A 15,524-nucleotide genomic window follows, 5' to 3' on the forward strand; every position below is an offset into this window, starting at 1 on the left:
GATTACTTTTGGGTCTTAATGGTATTGGTTTTTTTATGCAAGAGGCAAATCCTAAAACCAATTCTTATTTTGAAGTATGAGTAGACCTAATTTTGATGATATTTTTATGGAATTGGCCGTTAATCTGGCCAAAAGATCCCATTGTATCAAGAAGCATGTTGGTGCGGTATTGACCAAAGAAACTCGGATCATTTCCATTGGTTATAATGGACCACCTTCAGGTACGCATAACTGTGATGAGGAATTTCCGGAACATGGCTGTGCAAGAGATAGCAAAGGAAGCTGTTCATTAGCCCTTCATGCTGAACAAAATGCCATTTTATATGCCGTGAAAAACAATACCTCCGTTGAAGGTTCTACATTGTATGTTACTTTGGCCCCTTGCTTGGCTTGCGCCAGGATTATTTTTTCTATGGGTATAGTAAAATTGGTTTATTTGTTTTCCTATGCAGAATATAAAGGCTTGCCCTCTGATGAGGGAATAGATTTTTTGACCAAATTTGGTGTTGAAGTTTTGAAATACAATAAAGAAATTGCTTTTGAAGATCCTTTGATTTAGAGAAAATTCACTTCAGGTTGAAGTTGTACGTTGAATTTTTGGAGCACGGATTGTTGGATTTCTTCACTTAATTGTTGGATATCTTTACCATCACCGCCTCCATAGTTGACCAAAACCAAGGGATGCTGCTTGTGTACGCCGATATTACCAAGCTTTTTTCCTTTCCAGCCGGTTTGTTCAATCAGCCAGGCAGCAGGTATTTTTACTCCTCCCTCATTGGGGTAGCCCGGAATATTAGGATAAGTACTTCTTAAGTTTTCAAAAAGTGAATCAGAAACTGTGGGGTTTTTGAAAAAGCTCCCCGCATTTCCAATGATTTTGGGGTCAGGCAACTTGCTCTGACGTATTTTAATCACTGCGTTACTGATGGCGGAAATACTCAGTTCTTTGACTTTCATTTCAGCCAATGTCTCTTTTATGGCCCCATATTCAGTATGAAAAACAGGGATTTTGTTTAACTTAAAGATTACCCTTGTGATGATGTATTTGTTTTTTAAGTCATTTTTGAAAATGCTTTCCCGATATCCGAACCTGCATGCTTTCCAATCGAATTCTTCCTCTTCTAGAGTTTCTCGGTTGATAGCTTTTAGGCCTTGAAATACATCCTTTATTTCAATCCCATATGCCCCTATGTTCTGCATAGGTGATGCACCAACTGTACCTGGTATAAGAGATAAATTTTCTACACCAGACCAATTATTGTGTAAGCAGTGAAGAACGAATTCATGCCAGTTTTCTCCTGCTCCGACCTCTACAATGATATTTTCTTTACTTTGCTCCAGGATTTTGATACCCTTAATGTCAATTTTGAGAACAAATGAATCAAGATCCCTGGTTAAAAGAATATTGCTGCCACCTCCTAGAATTATAACCGGAAGTCCTAATTCTTTGGCTTTAATCAAGGCTTTTTTGATTTCATTTTCGGAGCTGGCGTTGATAAAATACCTTGCTTTTTTATCTATTCCGAAAGTATTATATGGTTTAAGAGAAATGTTTTCTTGTATATTCATAGCCTGAAAATGTACTTGCGAATAAAGCAAGAATTTGATCAAATAGAAAGATAATTGCTCCAATACCAAAATCAAATTTTGAATAATTATGAAAGAAATGGTCATCAATGGAATACGCATTCGGCCCGGACAAACATTGAATATTGATATTGCCATTGCCAGACTTCCGACCCATACCTTGATTGATCTGCCGGTTTTTATCAAAAGGGCCAAGGAAGATGGTCCTGTAGTATTGATATCAGGTGGAATTCATGGTGATGAAATCAATGGTATTGTAGCTATTAGAAAAATGCTTGAGGAAGAGTTGATCACTCCCAATAAAGGTACAGTTATTTTTATACCCCTTGTGAATGTGTATGGTTTTTTGAGCAGTTCCAGAACTTTTCCGGATGGGAGGGACCTGAACAGAAGTTTTCCTGGAAGTAAAAAAGGTTCCCTTGCCTCACAGATTGCGTTTATTTTGTCAAATGAAATCATTCCCATTATTGATTATGGAATTGATTTCCATACCGGTGGAAGAATGCTCTCTAATTACCCGCAAGTGAGAGTAGATTATAAGGACAAAAAAGGATTGGAACTTGCAAATGCTTTTGGTACCCATTTTATCCTGAACTCACCCCATATTGACAAGTCTTTCAGAAAAGAGGCCTATAAAAGAAGGAAACATATTTTAGTATATGAAGGCGGAGAATCCATGAGATTGGATGATTATGCTGTGGAAGAAGCCATACTTGGGACCAAAAGGGTACTTATTCATCTAGGGATGATAGAAGGTGAGATTCCGCCCAAAGATACTATTCAAATCAAAGAGAGTTCTTGGGTTCGAGCCAAGGTATCGGGTATTTTCTCCTCCAATGTCAAACTTGGAGATGAAGTCAAAAAAGGGCAGATTATAGCAAAAATCACTGACCCTTACGGTCAGGTTAAGGTTCCGGTAAAGGCTACCAACAATGGTCATGTGGTTGGATTGAACAACAATCCTGTTGTCAATGCCGGTGATGCCATTGTCCACGTAGGCCGGATTTGATTTTTACTTTTCAATGATCGGTTCTAAATCCCGATTGAATAAAACCTAAAAGAACTGATATTATATATTTCTTTTGGATATATTTAATTAGAAAAGTGATATTTAATTTGTTATAATTATTTTATAATCAATTAGATATATATGTTTTATTGAACTTAATTCTAGGGCATAGTTTTATTTGAACCTAAATGGAAAGAGCCCGGTAGACTACCGGGCTCTTTCTCTATATTTAATCATACTTAGACCTTCTAACTGATGGAACAAGTCAATTATTTAACAAGGTTTTTCTCACTTTGTCAATTGCATGACTAGGCAAAATACTTCTTCAGACCTTCAAGCTTCTTATCCAAGGAAGCGGCTACTGAATCATAGGCTTCACGGTTTGGCAAGGCCTCATTTACAGAAAAATAATACTTAATTTTTGGTTCTGTTCCTGAGGGACGGGCAGAAATCTTACTGCCATCTTCTAAGTAAAATTGAATGACATTTGATTTATCCATTTTTAAATCGGTTTCGGTGTCATTGACCAAATCAAATATTTTGCTTTCCTTGACGTCAACAATTTTGATAACCTTTATACCATTCATTTCTTTAGGTTTATTGGTTCTGAATCCTGTCATCAGATTCTGAATCTGTTCTGCACCGTCTTTCCCTTTTTTGGTAACTGAAATGAGACTTTCTTTATAAAAACCGAATTGCATATAAATCTCAGCCAATACGTCCTGAACTGTTTTTCCCTTGGTTTTATAATACGCTACCAGTTCAGCCACCATAGAACAGGCTGAAACACCATCTTTATCCCTTACGAAATCACCGACCAAATAACCGTAACTTTCCTCTCCACCTCCGATAAATTTCTTTTCCCCTTCCAGATTTCTTATCACCTCTGCTATATTTTTAAAACCGGTCAATACGGAATAGCAGGTAACACCGAAACCCTTACAAATCTCATCTATCAGTTCTGTGGTAACTATTGTGTTTACCATGAACTGTTCTCCGGTCAATCCGCCATATTCCCGCCATTTACTGAGCAAATAGTAGGTTAAAAGAGTGCCTGTTTGGTTACCATTGAGCAATTCAAAACCACCTTTACCATCCGGAACGCAGGCTGCATAACGGTCTCCATCAGGGTCACAGGCTAATACCAATTCAGCACCCACCTTTTTACCCAACTCAATGGACATGGTCAGTGCTTCCGCTTCTTCAGGATTGGGATAAATTACAGTCGGAAAATTTCCATCAGGTTCAGCTTGTTCTTTGACAACATGGATATTTTCAAATCCGAAAACCTTTAAAGCTGCAGGGACCATTTTTCCCGATGCACCATGAATAGGCGAAAAAACAATCGGCATATCTCTCTGAAGCATGATTTCATTGGGAGAAAGACTGAGTTTTTTTACCAGGTTCAAATAAATCAGGTCAAAATCTTCTTCAATATATTCTATCAAGGATGCGTTTTTATCCCAATTTACATCATCCACAGAAACTATTTTCTGTACTTCCTTGATGATATTGGTATCATGTGGTGCAACGACCTGACCGCCATCATCCCAATAGGCCTTGTACCCATTATATTCTTTTGGATTATGGGAAGCGGTAACCATCACACCACTCTTGCAACCAAAATGTCTGATGGCAAAAGAAAGCATAGGAGTTGGTCGCAGTTCCCTGAAATATTTGACTTTTATACCATTTGCTGAAAAAACATTTGCGGTGGTATCTGCAAACAAAGTATTGTTTATTCTGCAGTCATGGGTTAAAGCCACACTGATTTCCTCATTGGGAAAGCATTTCAAGAGGTAATTTGCCAATCCTTGGGTGGCCATGCCAATGGTATAAACATTGACCCGGTTTGAACCTACGCCCATTAGTCCTCTAAGGCCTCCTGTTCCGAATTCCAGTTCCCTGTAAAAGGAATCTATCAGCTCAGTTTTATCAGGAGAATCAAGAAGCGACCTTATCTCTGCTTTGCTTTTTTCATCAATATTACTCTTTAGCCAGTTTTCAGCTTTGGCTACAATCATTGGATCTATTGTTGTCATTTTGTAAAAAGTTTGAATAAGATTCTAAGATAGAGAATTCATTAAAAATAGCCATGCAAAGAAGAAATTAAAGATTAAAAAAAGCCAGGGTATAATTTATTTCTGGTTATAAAATAAATTATACCCTGGCTAATTCATTGATCCCATATTTTTAGATAGGAATTTTTCTTGGGTTTTTCTTAAATGGAAGATCAGCCATAGTTCAGAAATTAACCAAATGAAAAGCATGCCGGTATAATTCAGGGCAAAGCTTACAGATTTCCCCTTAATTCCTGTTCCCTTTCTATGGCTTCAAAAAGGGCTTTGAAATTTCCTTTGCCAAATGACTTGGCGCCTTTTCGTTGAATGATCTCATAGAAAAGGGTAGGCCTGTCCTGAACAGGTTTGGTGAAAATCTGAAGGAGATACCCTTCCTCATCCCTGTCTACGAGAATATTGAGATCCTTCAGTGGTTTAAGGTCTTCGTCAATTTGGCCAACCCTATCCAATAAATCATCATAATAGGTTTTTGGAACGTCAAGAAATTCCACGCCTCTTTTTCTCAACTCTGTTACAGTATGAATAATGTTATCGGTAGCGATGGCCATATGCTGAACTCCTGCTCCATTATAAAAATCTATGTATTCCTCAATCTGTGATTTTTTCTTGCCTTCAGCAGGTTCATTGATTGGGAATTTGATGTAACCATTTCCATTGGAAACGACTTTCGACATCAAGGCAGTATATTCAGTTGAAATATCCTTATCATCAAAAGTGATCAGAAGTTTGAAACCCATCACATTTTCATAAAAATCAACCCACTTGTTCATTTCCCCCCAACCAACATTACCCACGCAATGGTCAATGTATTTCAGACCGATAGGAACTGCCTTATATTCACTTTTTCTTGGTAGGTACCCTGGAAGGAAGACTCCCTTGTAATTTTTTCTCTCGACGAAAGTGTGGATAGTTTCTCCATAGGTACGGATTGATGAAGTAACCACTTCTCCGAATTCATCCTTTAGGGTTTTTGGTTCTTGATAGGATAAAGCCCCTCTTGAAGTGGTTTCCCGCCAGGATTTTTCGGCATCATCTACCCAAAGGGCAAGGACTTTGACTCCATCGCCATGTTTTTTGATATGATCTGCTATGGGATGATTTTCCAGTAAAGGAGTGGTCAGCACCAATCTGATTTTATCCTGTTTCAACACATAGGATGCGCTGTCTTTTATACCTGTCTCCGGCCCTGCATAAGCGATGAGTTCGTAACCAAAAGCATATTGATAGAAGAGAGCGGATTGTTTGGCATTGCCAACATATAATTCAACATAATCCGTCCCATTGATGGGAAGAAAATCCTGTTCCATGATAAAGTTATTTTTGGGTTTTAATATTTCTGTTCCAAATATAGGAATATTTAAACTTGCAGGCTGCTTGAGGGCTTTAAAAGAAAGTCCAAGAATTAACTCAATAAAGAATCGTTCATTACAATTTCTAAAACATTAAACCCAAGATTCCTAAACCTTCAACCATTGAATTTTTATAACATTTCATTCCTTCTTTTACCCTTGCCCATTTCTATTGGCCAATAAATAGATGAAACCTAGAATTGCCCAAGAAAATGCCCAAGTTTCAAAACCCAATAAAGGCAAGCCAATCAAAACAAAAATATACCATAAAGGCACCGCTACCAATCCTATGACAAATTTGAAAGTTGACGTAAATGCGGGATCTTCAATTTTTGGTGCAATCAGAAGCCATATCCAATAAACGGGAAAATGAAAAACTTTCATCACTTTATTGGTGAAGTATGGTGGAGAGTAGGTTTTAGGGTCAATGGAATTGGATTGACCTGAAATAAAGGATCTAACTTCTTTAGGTTCGGTGAAATCTATCCTGTTTAAGATCATTTCCTTCTCAATCTGATTATATTTTTCTTCAGGAATGTGGCTTACCAATGGTTCCAAACCAACTTCTACTGCCTTGATCAGTGGATCGAAATGTGGATAAAAAATCCTGGGATTAATTGTCGGACCAAAGATTATACTCACTTTACTTCCGGTTCTTTGATGGTTTCCGTAGTTGAGACCAACAGGTAAAATCACCAAGTCCAAATCCGGATTCGCTTCAAGTGCCTGATAAGCAATTCTGGCAAATCCCTTTTTAAGCGGGCGAAGATTTCGGTGAATATGATGGTTACCCTCACCGAATATTACTATTGTTCCCTTATTCAAAAGCACCTCGGTGCTTTTCTCAAATGTTTCTTTGTTTTTTTCCATATTTCCAATCCCATCTCTGACACGGTAGATCGGAATCATCCGGATAAAATCAAGCAATTTGGCAATGAATGATTTTTTAAAAACAGATGCCCTGGTTAAAAAATAAGGGTTGAGGCGGGTATGGGTAGCAATCAAAAGCGGATCCACCAAAGCATTCTGATGGTTGGCTACAAGAATGATTGCTTTATTTTTAGGAATGTTTTCCTTGCCATAAACCTTGATTTTGGAAAAGTAAAAATGAAGGGCAATTTTAACTTTTATCCTAAGAATCGCATTAAAAAGATCTTTCATCAGAAAATGGTTACGGGGAACTATTCTTGGGAAAAGGAATGAATTAACGGTTTATAGAAATTTTTCCATATGGTGGCTATACCCATACCTGAAATGATATGCCAGATTCCCCACCAAGCAGCAATGATTGCCATTCCACCCAAACCATCAAAATAGGTGAAAATCAATACCAAAGCCAGTCCTGAATTTTGAATCCCAGTTTCTATGGTAAGGGTTTTTGTATCGGCCAAGCTTAACTTACCGATTTTGGAAAGAGAATATCCGGAAAATAAGGCAATAAAATTATGACCTAATACCCAAAGAAAAATCAATCCTATAAACTTCAAAAACAGGTTGTAATTGCCTATAAAAGCAATGACCACAAAGCCAGCAAAGATTAATATACTCAGTGGTTTTAAAATTTTGGTAGCTTTTTGAGCCCAGTTTGGATACCGGCCATTGATGTACATGCCCACCATCAAGGGTAAACCAAGGATAAGTGCAACTGTCTGGAATACTTCAAAATAGGAAAGTGATATTTCCTTTAGCATCGTTGCTGTAGGTTCATAAAAACCAGCCCATAAAGCAAAATTGAAAGGTGTCAGAAATATCGAAAAGGCCGTAGAAAAAGCAGTAAGGGATACGGAGAGTGCCGTATTTCCTTTTGCCAGGTGAGTCATAAAATTAGAGACATTGCCACCGGGGCATGCCGCAACCAAAAACATTCCTAAAGCCACTGAAGGGGGTGGCTGTATAAAACTTATGAAAACCAATGTCAATAGGGGCAGCATAAAAAATTGGGAAAGAATACCCAATCCGAATGATTTTGGATTTTGGAATATATACCTGAAATCGGAACCTTTTAAATCCAAAGCCACTCCAAACATGATAATGGCCAATGAAATATTCAGAAGGAAAAGGGAATCCTGATTAAAATTTAGCGTGCTGGTATCAAGTTCTTCTATCATTCAAAAATTGCTTGTTTGAGGAAATATAATAAGTTGGATAATCAATGACAAAATTCTTCAAAAAAACCTGATTATTGCATTGCGGCTTTCTCCAAAAAAGGTCTACTACAGAAAAATTTTTTGAGACAAAAGGCAATAGTTTTGATATAAAAAGCACAAACTGTTAAACGTAATTTTAATTTAAAATTTAATTTTGCACTGAAAGTATAAATTATTATCTTTTCCGAGTATTTGTTGAATCACCCAAAAATCCAACAAATTTTATCATCCTTTTTTGAACCAGTGTTTTTATTACAAAATAAAGACGATGGAAAAAATAAAGGGCAGCTTTCTTGAATGTCATTCAACATTTTTGACGTTTTAGATTGGTATTTGAACTGTTTAATGAATTTCTTTTTCTAAACGCTAATGGTATATGTTTCCAATCAAACCTGGACAATACAAGCATCTACAGCCTCTTTATAGGGAGGTGCTTCCTCCTGATCTTACTAAAGGGCTGAAACCCGCAAATAATAACTGGACTGAAGCTTTATCACGTCTACATGAAATAGGTGAAGGTTTAGAATCATTTGACGGTGACCTAACGGATTTTCACTTGGCTCATTTGGTCAAGAGGACAAAATTTGGGGCAACTATTCAGGATATCAAAAATCTCAGGAATAAATCACTTTCAGCTATTCTGGACGAAATGTTTGAAGTATCCCTGGAGTATCCCGAGCCTATCAATAATTATAATGACCTCAGCAAAGGCAAATTTGATCTTGAAGTGCCCCTTGGAAGCAGTTTTGTCAATGCCAGATTCAATGAAGATCTTGAAGGTGATCGGCTGGTTTCGCTCAAGTCATGGATGATCGGAAGAATTTTAAGTACCAATAATGGCATACAGGAAAAGATGCTTTTATTCTGGTGGAATTTTCTTCCTATCAAAATGTGGGATGTATTTATCTCAAAATCCTGTTACCGATACATTACCATGTTGAATCGGCATGTAATCGGGAATTTTAAGGAACTTATCAGAGACCTGACCATAGATCCTGCCATGTTGGTTTTTCTGAGCGGTGCATTCAATAATAAAGATACTCCTGATGAAAACTTTGCCAGAGAATTGCAGGAATTATTCTGTATAGGTAAAGGCCCCGGAGCAGGCTATCAGGAAGAGGATGTTAGGGCTGCTGCAAGAGTATTGACAGGTTGGACTGTCAATTGGGAAAGTATTCATTCGGAGGGTCCACCGGAGTCTTATTTCAATGCTGAGGCACACCATACCGGAAATAAACAGTTTTCGGCCTTTTATGGCAATAAAGTAATTGAAGGAAAAGCAGGTATAGCAGGTGCAGGGGAATTGGATGAAATGTTGGAGATGATTTTTGCCACCAATGAATCTTCAAAGTTTATTGCCAGAAAGCTTTATACCTTTTTTGTGGCAAGCGAAATTTCCACTATGGCAGAGATTAATGTAATCGAACCTTTGGCCGCGATAATCAAAGGTAACAACTATAATATCAGACCTGCCTTGAAGGCTCTGTTGAGTTCAGCGCATTTCTTTCACCCTGAGGTAATGGGTGCTTTGATCAAAAGTCCAATGGATTTCATTTTGGGACTTTGGAGGAATTTTGATATGCCAAGAGCAGACAATCCACTTGGAGAAAAAGATTTTTATTCTGCCATACTTTGGAATATGGGAAACATTGGGATGGAATTGGGTGATCCCCCCAATGTCGCTGGTTGGCCTCCTTACTATCAGACGCCAAATTATGACAAAATCTGGATCAATACCGATTCCATCACCAAAAGAGCTTTGGCTTCTGATTCAATGATTTTTTGGGGGTACTGGATTTCAGACTCTGTGAAAGTTAACGCAAATCTTCTAGAATATGTCAAGGAATTTGAAAACCCCGAAGATCCGAATGCACTCATCAATGAGTTTGTCTTGTTGAATTTGGGGCTTGATTTGAATGAAACTCAATTTGAGATGACTAAAAAAATTCTACTGAATGGCCAAGAGCAGGATTATTATTGGACAGGTGCCTGGCTGACATATTTGGCAAATCCAAATGAGGAGTCAAATGCCACCATTGTTTTAAATAGACTTAAACCCGCATTTCAACTGTTGTTACAAATGGGAGAATCGCAATTAATGTAACGTTATGAAAAGAAGGTCTTTTATCAAGCACGCCGCCCATAGTTTGGCCATTCCAGGTTTCTTTGGAGCATTGAACAATCAGAGTTTCGGTCAGACTTTAGACAGATTCTTAAATTTGGCGAATGAAACGGATAGGGTATTGGTTCTTATTTATTTGGAAGGTGGCAACGATGGTCTCAATACCGTGATACCAGTATCTTACCTCAGTCAGCTTAATCAGGTAAGACCTCATGTGATTATGCCTGACAGCAAATTGTTACATATTGATTCCGGTGATTTTGCATTACACCCTTCACTGGATGGTTTTAAATCCTTATATGAAGAAGGAAGGTTACAGGTAATTCATTCTGTAGGTTACCCCCAACAAAGCTTTTCCCACTTCAAATCTACTGATATATGGATGAGCGGTTCCAATTCAGATGAACTGTTGCCTTCTGGATGGACCGGAAGATATTTGGAATCCAATTATCCCGAGTTTCCGAATGGATATCCCAATGAGGACAAACCCGATCCAATGGCAGTTGAAATCGGTTACGGTTCGTCTATGCTTTTCCAAGGCGAAAGGGCCAATTTCAGTATGGTAATCAACAATCCCAATTCATTTTATCAGATACTCGAAAATGCTGTTGAAGACACCCCGGATACCATGGCAGGGGATAAACTAAGGTATATCAGGTTGATTGCACAGCAATCCCAAAAATACGGGATGGTTGTAAAAAGAGCTGCTGAAAAAGTCACCCAACAAAAAGTTTACCCTGATACAAGATTAGGCAATCAACTCCGTATAGTTTCCAGGTTGATTTCAGGGGGGTTGAAAACTCCGCTATACTTGGTTAGAATGGGCGGGTTTGATACCCATGATAATCAGGTGGATGGTGGAGACCATACCAAAGGCCGACATGCCAATTTATTAAAACAACTCAATGATGCGGTCGTCGCCTTTATGAATGACCTTGAATTTCAAGGCTCGGCGGATAGGGTGATGGGGATGACATTTTCTGAGTTCGGAAGGAGGATAGTGTCCAATTCCAGCAATGGTACAGATCATGGATCATCTGCCCCTCTTTTTGTTTTTGGAAATATGTCTTATGGAGGTTCATTGGGGACAGCTCCTCAGATTAAAGGAACTGAGGTTTACCGGGACAATATACCCCTCCAATATGATTTTAGGCAGGTTTATACCTCTTTGCTGAGTCAGTGGTTTGATGCAGGGGATACCAGTATTCAGGCCGCAACTCGGGGTAATTTTGAGCAAGTACCTGTTATCAAAAACGGTCTTGTTACCGGAATACAAGATATTGAACCTGTTAATCTTAAAATTTACCCTAATCCAACTCTAAATGTTGTCACCCTGAAAATGGATGTTGTACCGGGCAAACTTTCAATTAAAGTCGTTGATAGTTCCGGAAGAAAGACCGCAACTATTTTTGAGGGATTGGTCAATACATATCAATTCCAGCAAAGTTTTGATTTGAGTCAGTATCCTGCAGGCATGTATATATTCCTGATTTCGAATGGAAACAAAAAATTCACACGCAAATTGATCAAACTTTGATGATAAGATTTGATTATCCACTAAGAAGAAAAAAGGATAAATCCTGATTCTCATTTAATGGATAATCAAATATTTTTTTTCAGGGATTTAGGTATATAAATGCGTTGACATTCATTCCTGCGCCTACAGATGCAAATACTAAATTTTCTCCGGAGCTGAATTGATAGCCGTTCAATTTACTTTTTGCAATCATATCATATAGTATGGGTACTGTGGCTACTGAATTATTACCCATTTTGGAAATAATCATCGGCATAATTCCATCTGGCTTTTCATTTACCCCAAAAAGCTTTAAAGTCCTTATCAAAATGGCTTCGTCCATTTTGGCATTGGCCTGATGAATAAGCACTTTTCCAATATCTTTGATATCCAATCCGGCTTTTTCAATGGTTTCCTTCATTAAAACAGGAACAGTGTTCAGGGCATATTCATATAACTTTCTCCCATTCATTTTAAGAAACAAAGTATCATCTTTAAATTCAGGATTATAGGAAACATCCATTTTTAGATAATGGGCCTGAGTAATCGTGTCTGTTCTGGTCTTGTGACACAAAACCCCGATAGGATGATCACTCTCAACTCCTTCCAAAACTACCGCTCCGGCCCCATCTGAGTATATCATGCTGTCAATATCATGCGGGTCTATGATCCTGGAAAGTGTCTCTGCACCGATAATTAAAGCACGTTTGGCATCACCGGATTTAATGAAGTAATCAGCATGAATCACTCCCTGCACCCAACCCGGACATCCGAAAGGCAAATCATAAGCGACACAATTCGGGTTCACTATTTTGAGCATGTGTTTTACCCTTGAAGCAATAGTAGGAAGAATATCCGTTTTCCTGTTATTATATAATATTTCTCCAAAGTTTTGGGCCACAATAATATAGTCAAGTGTTTCAGGATCTATGCCTGAATCTTCAATTGCCGCTTTAGCAGCGATGAATGCCATATCAGAGGTATTCAATTCTGGACTTAAATACCTTCTTTCCTCTATTTCTGTTATTTCCTGGAATTTTTGGATGATAGCACAATTCTCTTTGGGGATTTTTTCTCCCTTTTCGGTGATGAAATTATTATTTAAAAAGTCTTCATTCTTTACAATTACATCAGGCAGGTATGAACCTGAACCTTTGATTACGGTGTAAATCGACATATGAGGTGATTTTGAGACGATGTTTTTATTTCGGCAGCCAATTAAGTAATAAAATTTCAAAAAAAAGTAATCTGATTAAATTAAAAAAGAAAAGCCCTGCGTGATAACAGGGCTATTGGATTCTTATATATTTGGCTGTGGTGTGGTACGGAGGTAGGGTTTGATTTTTGTATGTCCCTTAGGAAATTTTGCCGGAATATCCTCATCTTTTATACTTGGCACAATGACCACATCTTCTCCGTTTTTCCAATTGGCCGGTGTGGCAACCGAATGATAAGCAGTCAACTGCAAAGAATCAATTACTCTTAACAATTCATCAAAATTCCTGCCTGTACTTGCAGGGTAAGTAATTATCAATTTTATTTTTTTGTCATTTCCGATTACAAAAACAGATCTTACTGTCGCTTTTTCACTTGCATTGGGATGAATCATATCGTACAGTTCAGCTACTTTTCTATCCTCATCTGCGATAAGTGGAAAGTTGACAATAGTGTGCTGCGTTTCATTGATATCTTTGATCCATTCCTTATGGTCAGCCAATCCATCCACACTTAGCGCCAATACCTTGACATTTCTTTTGTCAAACTCAGATTTTAATTTGGCAACAGCACCGAGTTCGGTAGTACAAACCGGCGTATAGTCAGCAGGGTGCGAAAATAGGACTCCCCATCCATCGCCTAAATATTCATGAAAATCAATTTTTCCTTCTGTCGTCTCCGCGACAAAATTTGGAGCAATATCCCCTAATCTTAGTGACATAGTTTTGTTATTTTAGTCTATAGAATTAATAGGTTATACAAAATTCCAGCCCGATTAGTTTCAAATCAGAGATTATTTGCAGGAAAAAATCGGCTTTCTAAATGTATAAATTATTTAAATGAAGAAATTTCCGGTAAACAAGCCATTGAATAGTATGGTTGTAATTAAAATTCTGAGTAAATCAGTTTCTTTTACATTTTGCTCAAGAAATATGGTGAAAAAAATATCTTGTAATTTAAGATTAATCCAAAAATTGATAGAACAAAAGTTAACTTCTGCCTGATGTCTGCCAAAAGCAATCCATTACCTAAAATCATGAAAAACAAAAATTCAAAAAACGCCATTATCATATTTCAAAAAAATCTGATCCAAGGAAAAGTAAAAACCAGATTGGCAGCTTCACTTGGCCATCAACAGGCTATGGAGATTTATAGGGATTTGGTTGCCTTTACTTATAGACAGGTCATTGAAATTAGAGATGCTGATATTTGGGTGTTTTTTTCCGAATCTTTTGAAGAAATGGATGGGAATTTCCAGGAGCATATTACAGCCACCATGGTTCAGGAGGGTTCTGATTTGGGCGAAAGAATGGAAAATGCTTTCAGAACTATTTTTGGATTTGGTTATACAAAAGCGGTTCTGATTGGGACTGATTGTCCTGAAATTACTCCTGGAATCATAGAAAATGCTTTAAAATCCCTAGAAAAGGATGAAGTGGTAATCGGGCCTGCAATGGATGGAGGATATTACCTGATTGGAATGGCCAAAGTTCTTCCCCAGTTATTCAGTCAAATTCCCTGGAGCACCGAAAATGTCTTGCCCATTACTTTGCAAAGGATAAATCAGGACAACATTTCCCATTTTACTTTACCTGTCCTATCCGATATAGATACAGAAGAAGATTGGATAAATCTCAAAAATCTCATTTCAGAACATTACAGTTGATTTCCATTACGTCAATTCAAAATTTTGCTGGAAATATACATTAGAATCCAAGGTGCATTTTCGTTTTGCATGCTTATAATTTCAATGAATACCCATTTTCTAATTTCAAAAATTCCAAAAAACATCAATAAACCTATAGACTTATAATTCATCTAATGAATTTGGTCTATAATTCCAATATTCTTTATATTGGAGCAGTTTGGTCAGTATTGATATTTTATTAAAAGGAATGAAAAGACATCTCAATAGATTCGTGTCCATTTGTTTGATCTCTTTCTTTTTTCAACCTTCATCGGTAAATGGACAGGAAGTGGTCAATTTTGATATATCTGTTGCAGGGATTTCAATCGGAGAAATGAGCGCCATCAAAACCACCACAGGTAATGAAATAAAATATCAGATCAACAGCTTGGTGAGTTTTTGGTTTTTTGGAAAAATATCGGTGGATTATAAATCAAATACTATTTATAAAAACAAGCAACTTTACAGTGCCATCAGCAGCACAAATTCAAAAAGAGGTGATTTTTCCTCCTCCATCCAATGGAACAAAGATCATTATAAAGTGGATGCAAAAACGTATAAATTTGAAAATAACAGTCCGATCAAAAAACCATTTTTTTTTAGTTCAGCCATGTTGTTTTTCGAGGAACCAAAAATGGTAAAAGAATTTTTAGCTGAAAATTTTGGTCTTCCCTCCCCTGTGACAAAAGTTAAAGATTATTACGAAGTTGATGTAAATGGGCATAAAAATAGGTACTACTATATTGGTGGCAAGTTGGACAAGGCGATTATATATAATCCCGTCAAGAATTATATGATCAAAAGAAAATGA

At 37.4% G+C, this 15,524-nt stretch carries 13 protein-coding genes; 6 read left to right on the forward strand and 7 right to left on the reverse strand.

The genetic code is table 11. The features are described 5' to 3' along the window. Positions 1-76 precede the first annotated feature (76 nt). Positions 77-559 carry a deoxycytidylate deaminase gene (locus B9A52_RS17820; RefSeq protein WP_084121743.1) on the forward strand — a complete coding sequence of 161 codons (483 nt, stop codon included), beginning with the start codon at positions 77-79 and terminating at the stop codon, positions 557-559. Here B9A52_RS17820 and murB read toward each other — a convergent pair. Then, positions 556-1,569: a UDP-N-acetylmuramate dehydrogenase gene (gene murB, locus B9A52_RS17825; protein ID WP_084123582.1), complete on the reverse strand. Its 1,014-nt coding sequence runs from the start codon at positions 1,567-1,569 to the stop codon at positions 556-558. The genes B9A52_RS17820 and murB overlap by 4 nt on opposite strands. A gap of 88 nt (positions 1,570-1,657) precedes the next feature. Here murB and B9A52_RS17830 point away from each other — a divergent pair, with 88 nt between their 5' ends. Next, a complete protein-coding gene (locus tag B9A52_RS17830) occupies positions 1,658-2,596 on the forward strand; it encodes a succinylglutamate desuccinylase/aspartoacylase family protein (protein WP_084121744.1) in 939 nt (312 codons plus the stop codon). 308 nt (positions 2,597-2,904) lie between these two features. Here the strand turns inward: B9A52_RS17830 and B9A52_RS17835 are convergent, their stop codons facing one another. From B9A52_RS17835 to B9A52_RS17850, 4 genes are all read right to left on the reverse strand, one after another. Continuing rightward, on the reverse strand, positions 2,905-4,638 hold the full coding sequence (locus tag B9A52_RS17835; protein ID WP_084121745.1) for a phospho-sugar mutase: 1,734 nt from the start codon (positions 4,636-4,638) through the stop codon (positions 2,905-2,907). Positions 4,639-4,889: 251 nt separating this feature from the next. Then, entirely contained in the window at positions 4,890-5,984 is a 1,095-nt protein-coding gene (gene hppD, locus B9A52_RS17840; RefSeq protein WP_084121746.1) for a 4-hydroxyphenylpyruvate dioxygenase, read from the reverse strand. Positions 5,985-6,179: 195 nt separating this feature from the next. Next, positions 6,180-7,187, reverse strand: a complete 1,008-nt coding sequence (locus tag B9A52_RS17845; RefSeq protein WP_084121747.1) for a lysophospholipid acyltransferase family protein — start codon at positions 7,185-7,187, stop codon at positions 6,180-6,182. 20 nt (positions 7,188-7,207) lie between these two features. Next, positions 7,208-8,134, reverse strand: a complete 927-nt coding sequence (locus tag B9A52_RS17850; RefSeq protein ID WP_084121748.1) for a bile acid:sodium symporter family protein — start codon at positions 8,132-8,134, stop codon at positions 7,208-7,210. A gap of 415 nt (positions 8,135-8,549) precedes the next feature. Here B9A52_RS17850 and B9A52_RS17855 point away from each other — a divergent pair, with 415 nt between their 5' ends. Both B9A52_RS17855 and B9A52_RS17860 read left to right on the forward strand, forming a co-directional pair. Beyond that, positions 8,550-10,277, forward strand: coding sequence for a DUF1800 domain-containing protein (locus B9A52_RS17855; RefSeq protein WP_084121749.1), 1,728 nt, complete (start codon positions 8,550-8,552; stop codon positions 10,275-10,277). 4 nt (positions 10,278-10,281) lie between these two features. After that, entirely contained in the window at positions 10,282-11,832 is a 1,551-nt protein-coding gene (locus tag B9A52_RS17860; protein WP_084121750.1) for a DUF1501 domain-containing protein, read from the forward strand. 79 nt (positions 11,833-11,911) lie between these two features. On the opposite strand, the gene B9A52_RS17865 is transcribed toward B9A52_RS17860, so the two are convergent. Then, on the reverse strand, positions 11,912-12,988 hold the full coding sequence (locus B9A52_RS17865; protein ID WP_084121751.1) for a 3-oxoacyl-ACP synthase III family protein: 1,077 nt from the start codon (positions 12,986-12,988) through the stop codon (positions 11,912-11,914). Between the two features lie 123 nt (positions 12,989-13,111). Further along, positions 13,112-13,747 carry a peroxiredoxin gene (locus B9A52_RS17870; protein ID WP_084121752.1) on the reverse strand — a complete coding sequence of 212 codons (636 nt, stop codon included), beginning with the start codon at positions 13,745-13,747 and terminating at the stop codon, positions 13,112-13,114. 315 nt (positions 13,748-14,062) lie between these two features. Between B9A52_RS17870 and B9A52_RS17875 the strand changes: the two genes are divergently transcribed. After that, positions 14,063-14,692 carry a TIGR04282 family arsenosugar biosynthesis glycosyltransferase gene (locus B9A52_RS17875; RefSeq protein WP_172805238.1) on the forward strand — a complete coding sequence of 210 codons (630 nt, stop codon included), beginning with the start codon at positions 14,063-14,065 and terminating at the stop codon, positions 14,690-14,692. Positions 14,693-14,921: 229 nt separating this feature from the next. Then, positions 14,922-15,524: a DUF6134 family protein gene (locus B9A52_RS17880; RefSeq protein ID WP_084123583.1), complete on the forward strand. Its 603-nt coding sequence runs from the start codon at positions 14,922-14,924 to the stop codon at positions 15,522-15,524.

Origin of the sequence: Aquiflexum balticum DSM 16537 (genome assembly GCF_900176595.1) — a bacterium.
Taxonomy (GTDB): domain Bacteria; phylum Bacteroidota; class Bacteroidia; order Cytophagales; family Cyclobacteriaceae; genus Aquiflexum; species Aquiflexum balticum.

Coding starts and splice junctions, on each gene's coding strand:
- B9A52_RS17820 (WP_084121743.1), top strand. CDS start 77: ATGAGTAGACCTAATTTTGATGATATTTTTATGGAATTGGCCGTTAAT.
- murB (WP_084123582.1), bottom strand. CDS start 1,569: ATGAATATACAAGAAAACATTTCTCTTAAACCATATAATACTTTCGGA.
- B9A52_RS17830 (WP_084121744.1), top strand. CDS start 1,658: ATGAAAGAAATGGTCATCAATGGAATACGCATTCGGCCCGGACAAACA.
- B9A52_RS17835 (WP_084121745.1), bottom strand. CDS start 4,638: ATGACAACAATAGATCCAATGATTGTAGCCAAAGCTGAAAACTGGCTA.
- hppD (WP_084121746.1), bottom strand. CDS start 5,984: ATGGAACAGGATTTTCTTCCCATCAATGGGACGGATTATGTTGAATTA.
- B9A52_RS17845 (WP_084121747.1), bottom strand. CDS start 7,187: ATGAAAGATCTTTTTAATGCGATTCTTAGGATAAAAGTTAAAATTGCC.
- B9A52_RS17850 (WP_084121748.1), bottom strand. CDS start 8,134: ATGATAGAAGAACTTGATACCAGCACGCTAAATTTTAATCAGGATTCC.
- B9A52_RS17855 (WP_084121749.1), top strand. CDS start 8,550: ATGTTTCCAATCAAACCTGGACAATACAAGCATCTACAGCCTCTTTAT.
- B9A52_RS17860 (WP_084121750.1), top strand. CDS start 10,282: ATGAAAAGAAGGTCTTTTATCAAGCACGCCGCCCATAGTTTGGCCATT.
- B9A52_RS17865 (WP_084121751.1), bottom strand. CDS start 12,988: ATGTCGATTTACACCGTAATCAAAGGTTCAGGTTCATACCTGCCTGAT.
- B9A52_RS17870 (WP_084121752.1), bottom strand. CDS start 13,747: ATGTCACTAAGATTAGGGGATATTGCTCCAAATTTTGTCGCGGAGACG.
- B9A52_RS17875 (WP_172805238.1), top strand. CDS start 14,063: ATGAAAAACAAAAATTCAAAAAACGCCATTATCATATTTCAAAAAAAT.
- B9A52_RS17880 (WP_084123583.1), top strand. CDS start 14,922: ATGAAAAGACATCTCAATAGATTCGTGTCCATTTGTTTGATCTCTTTC.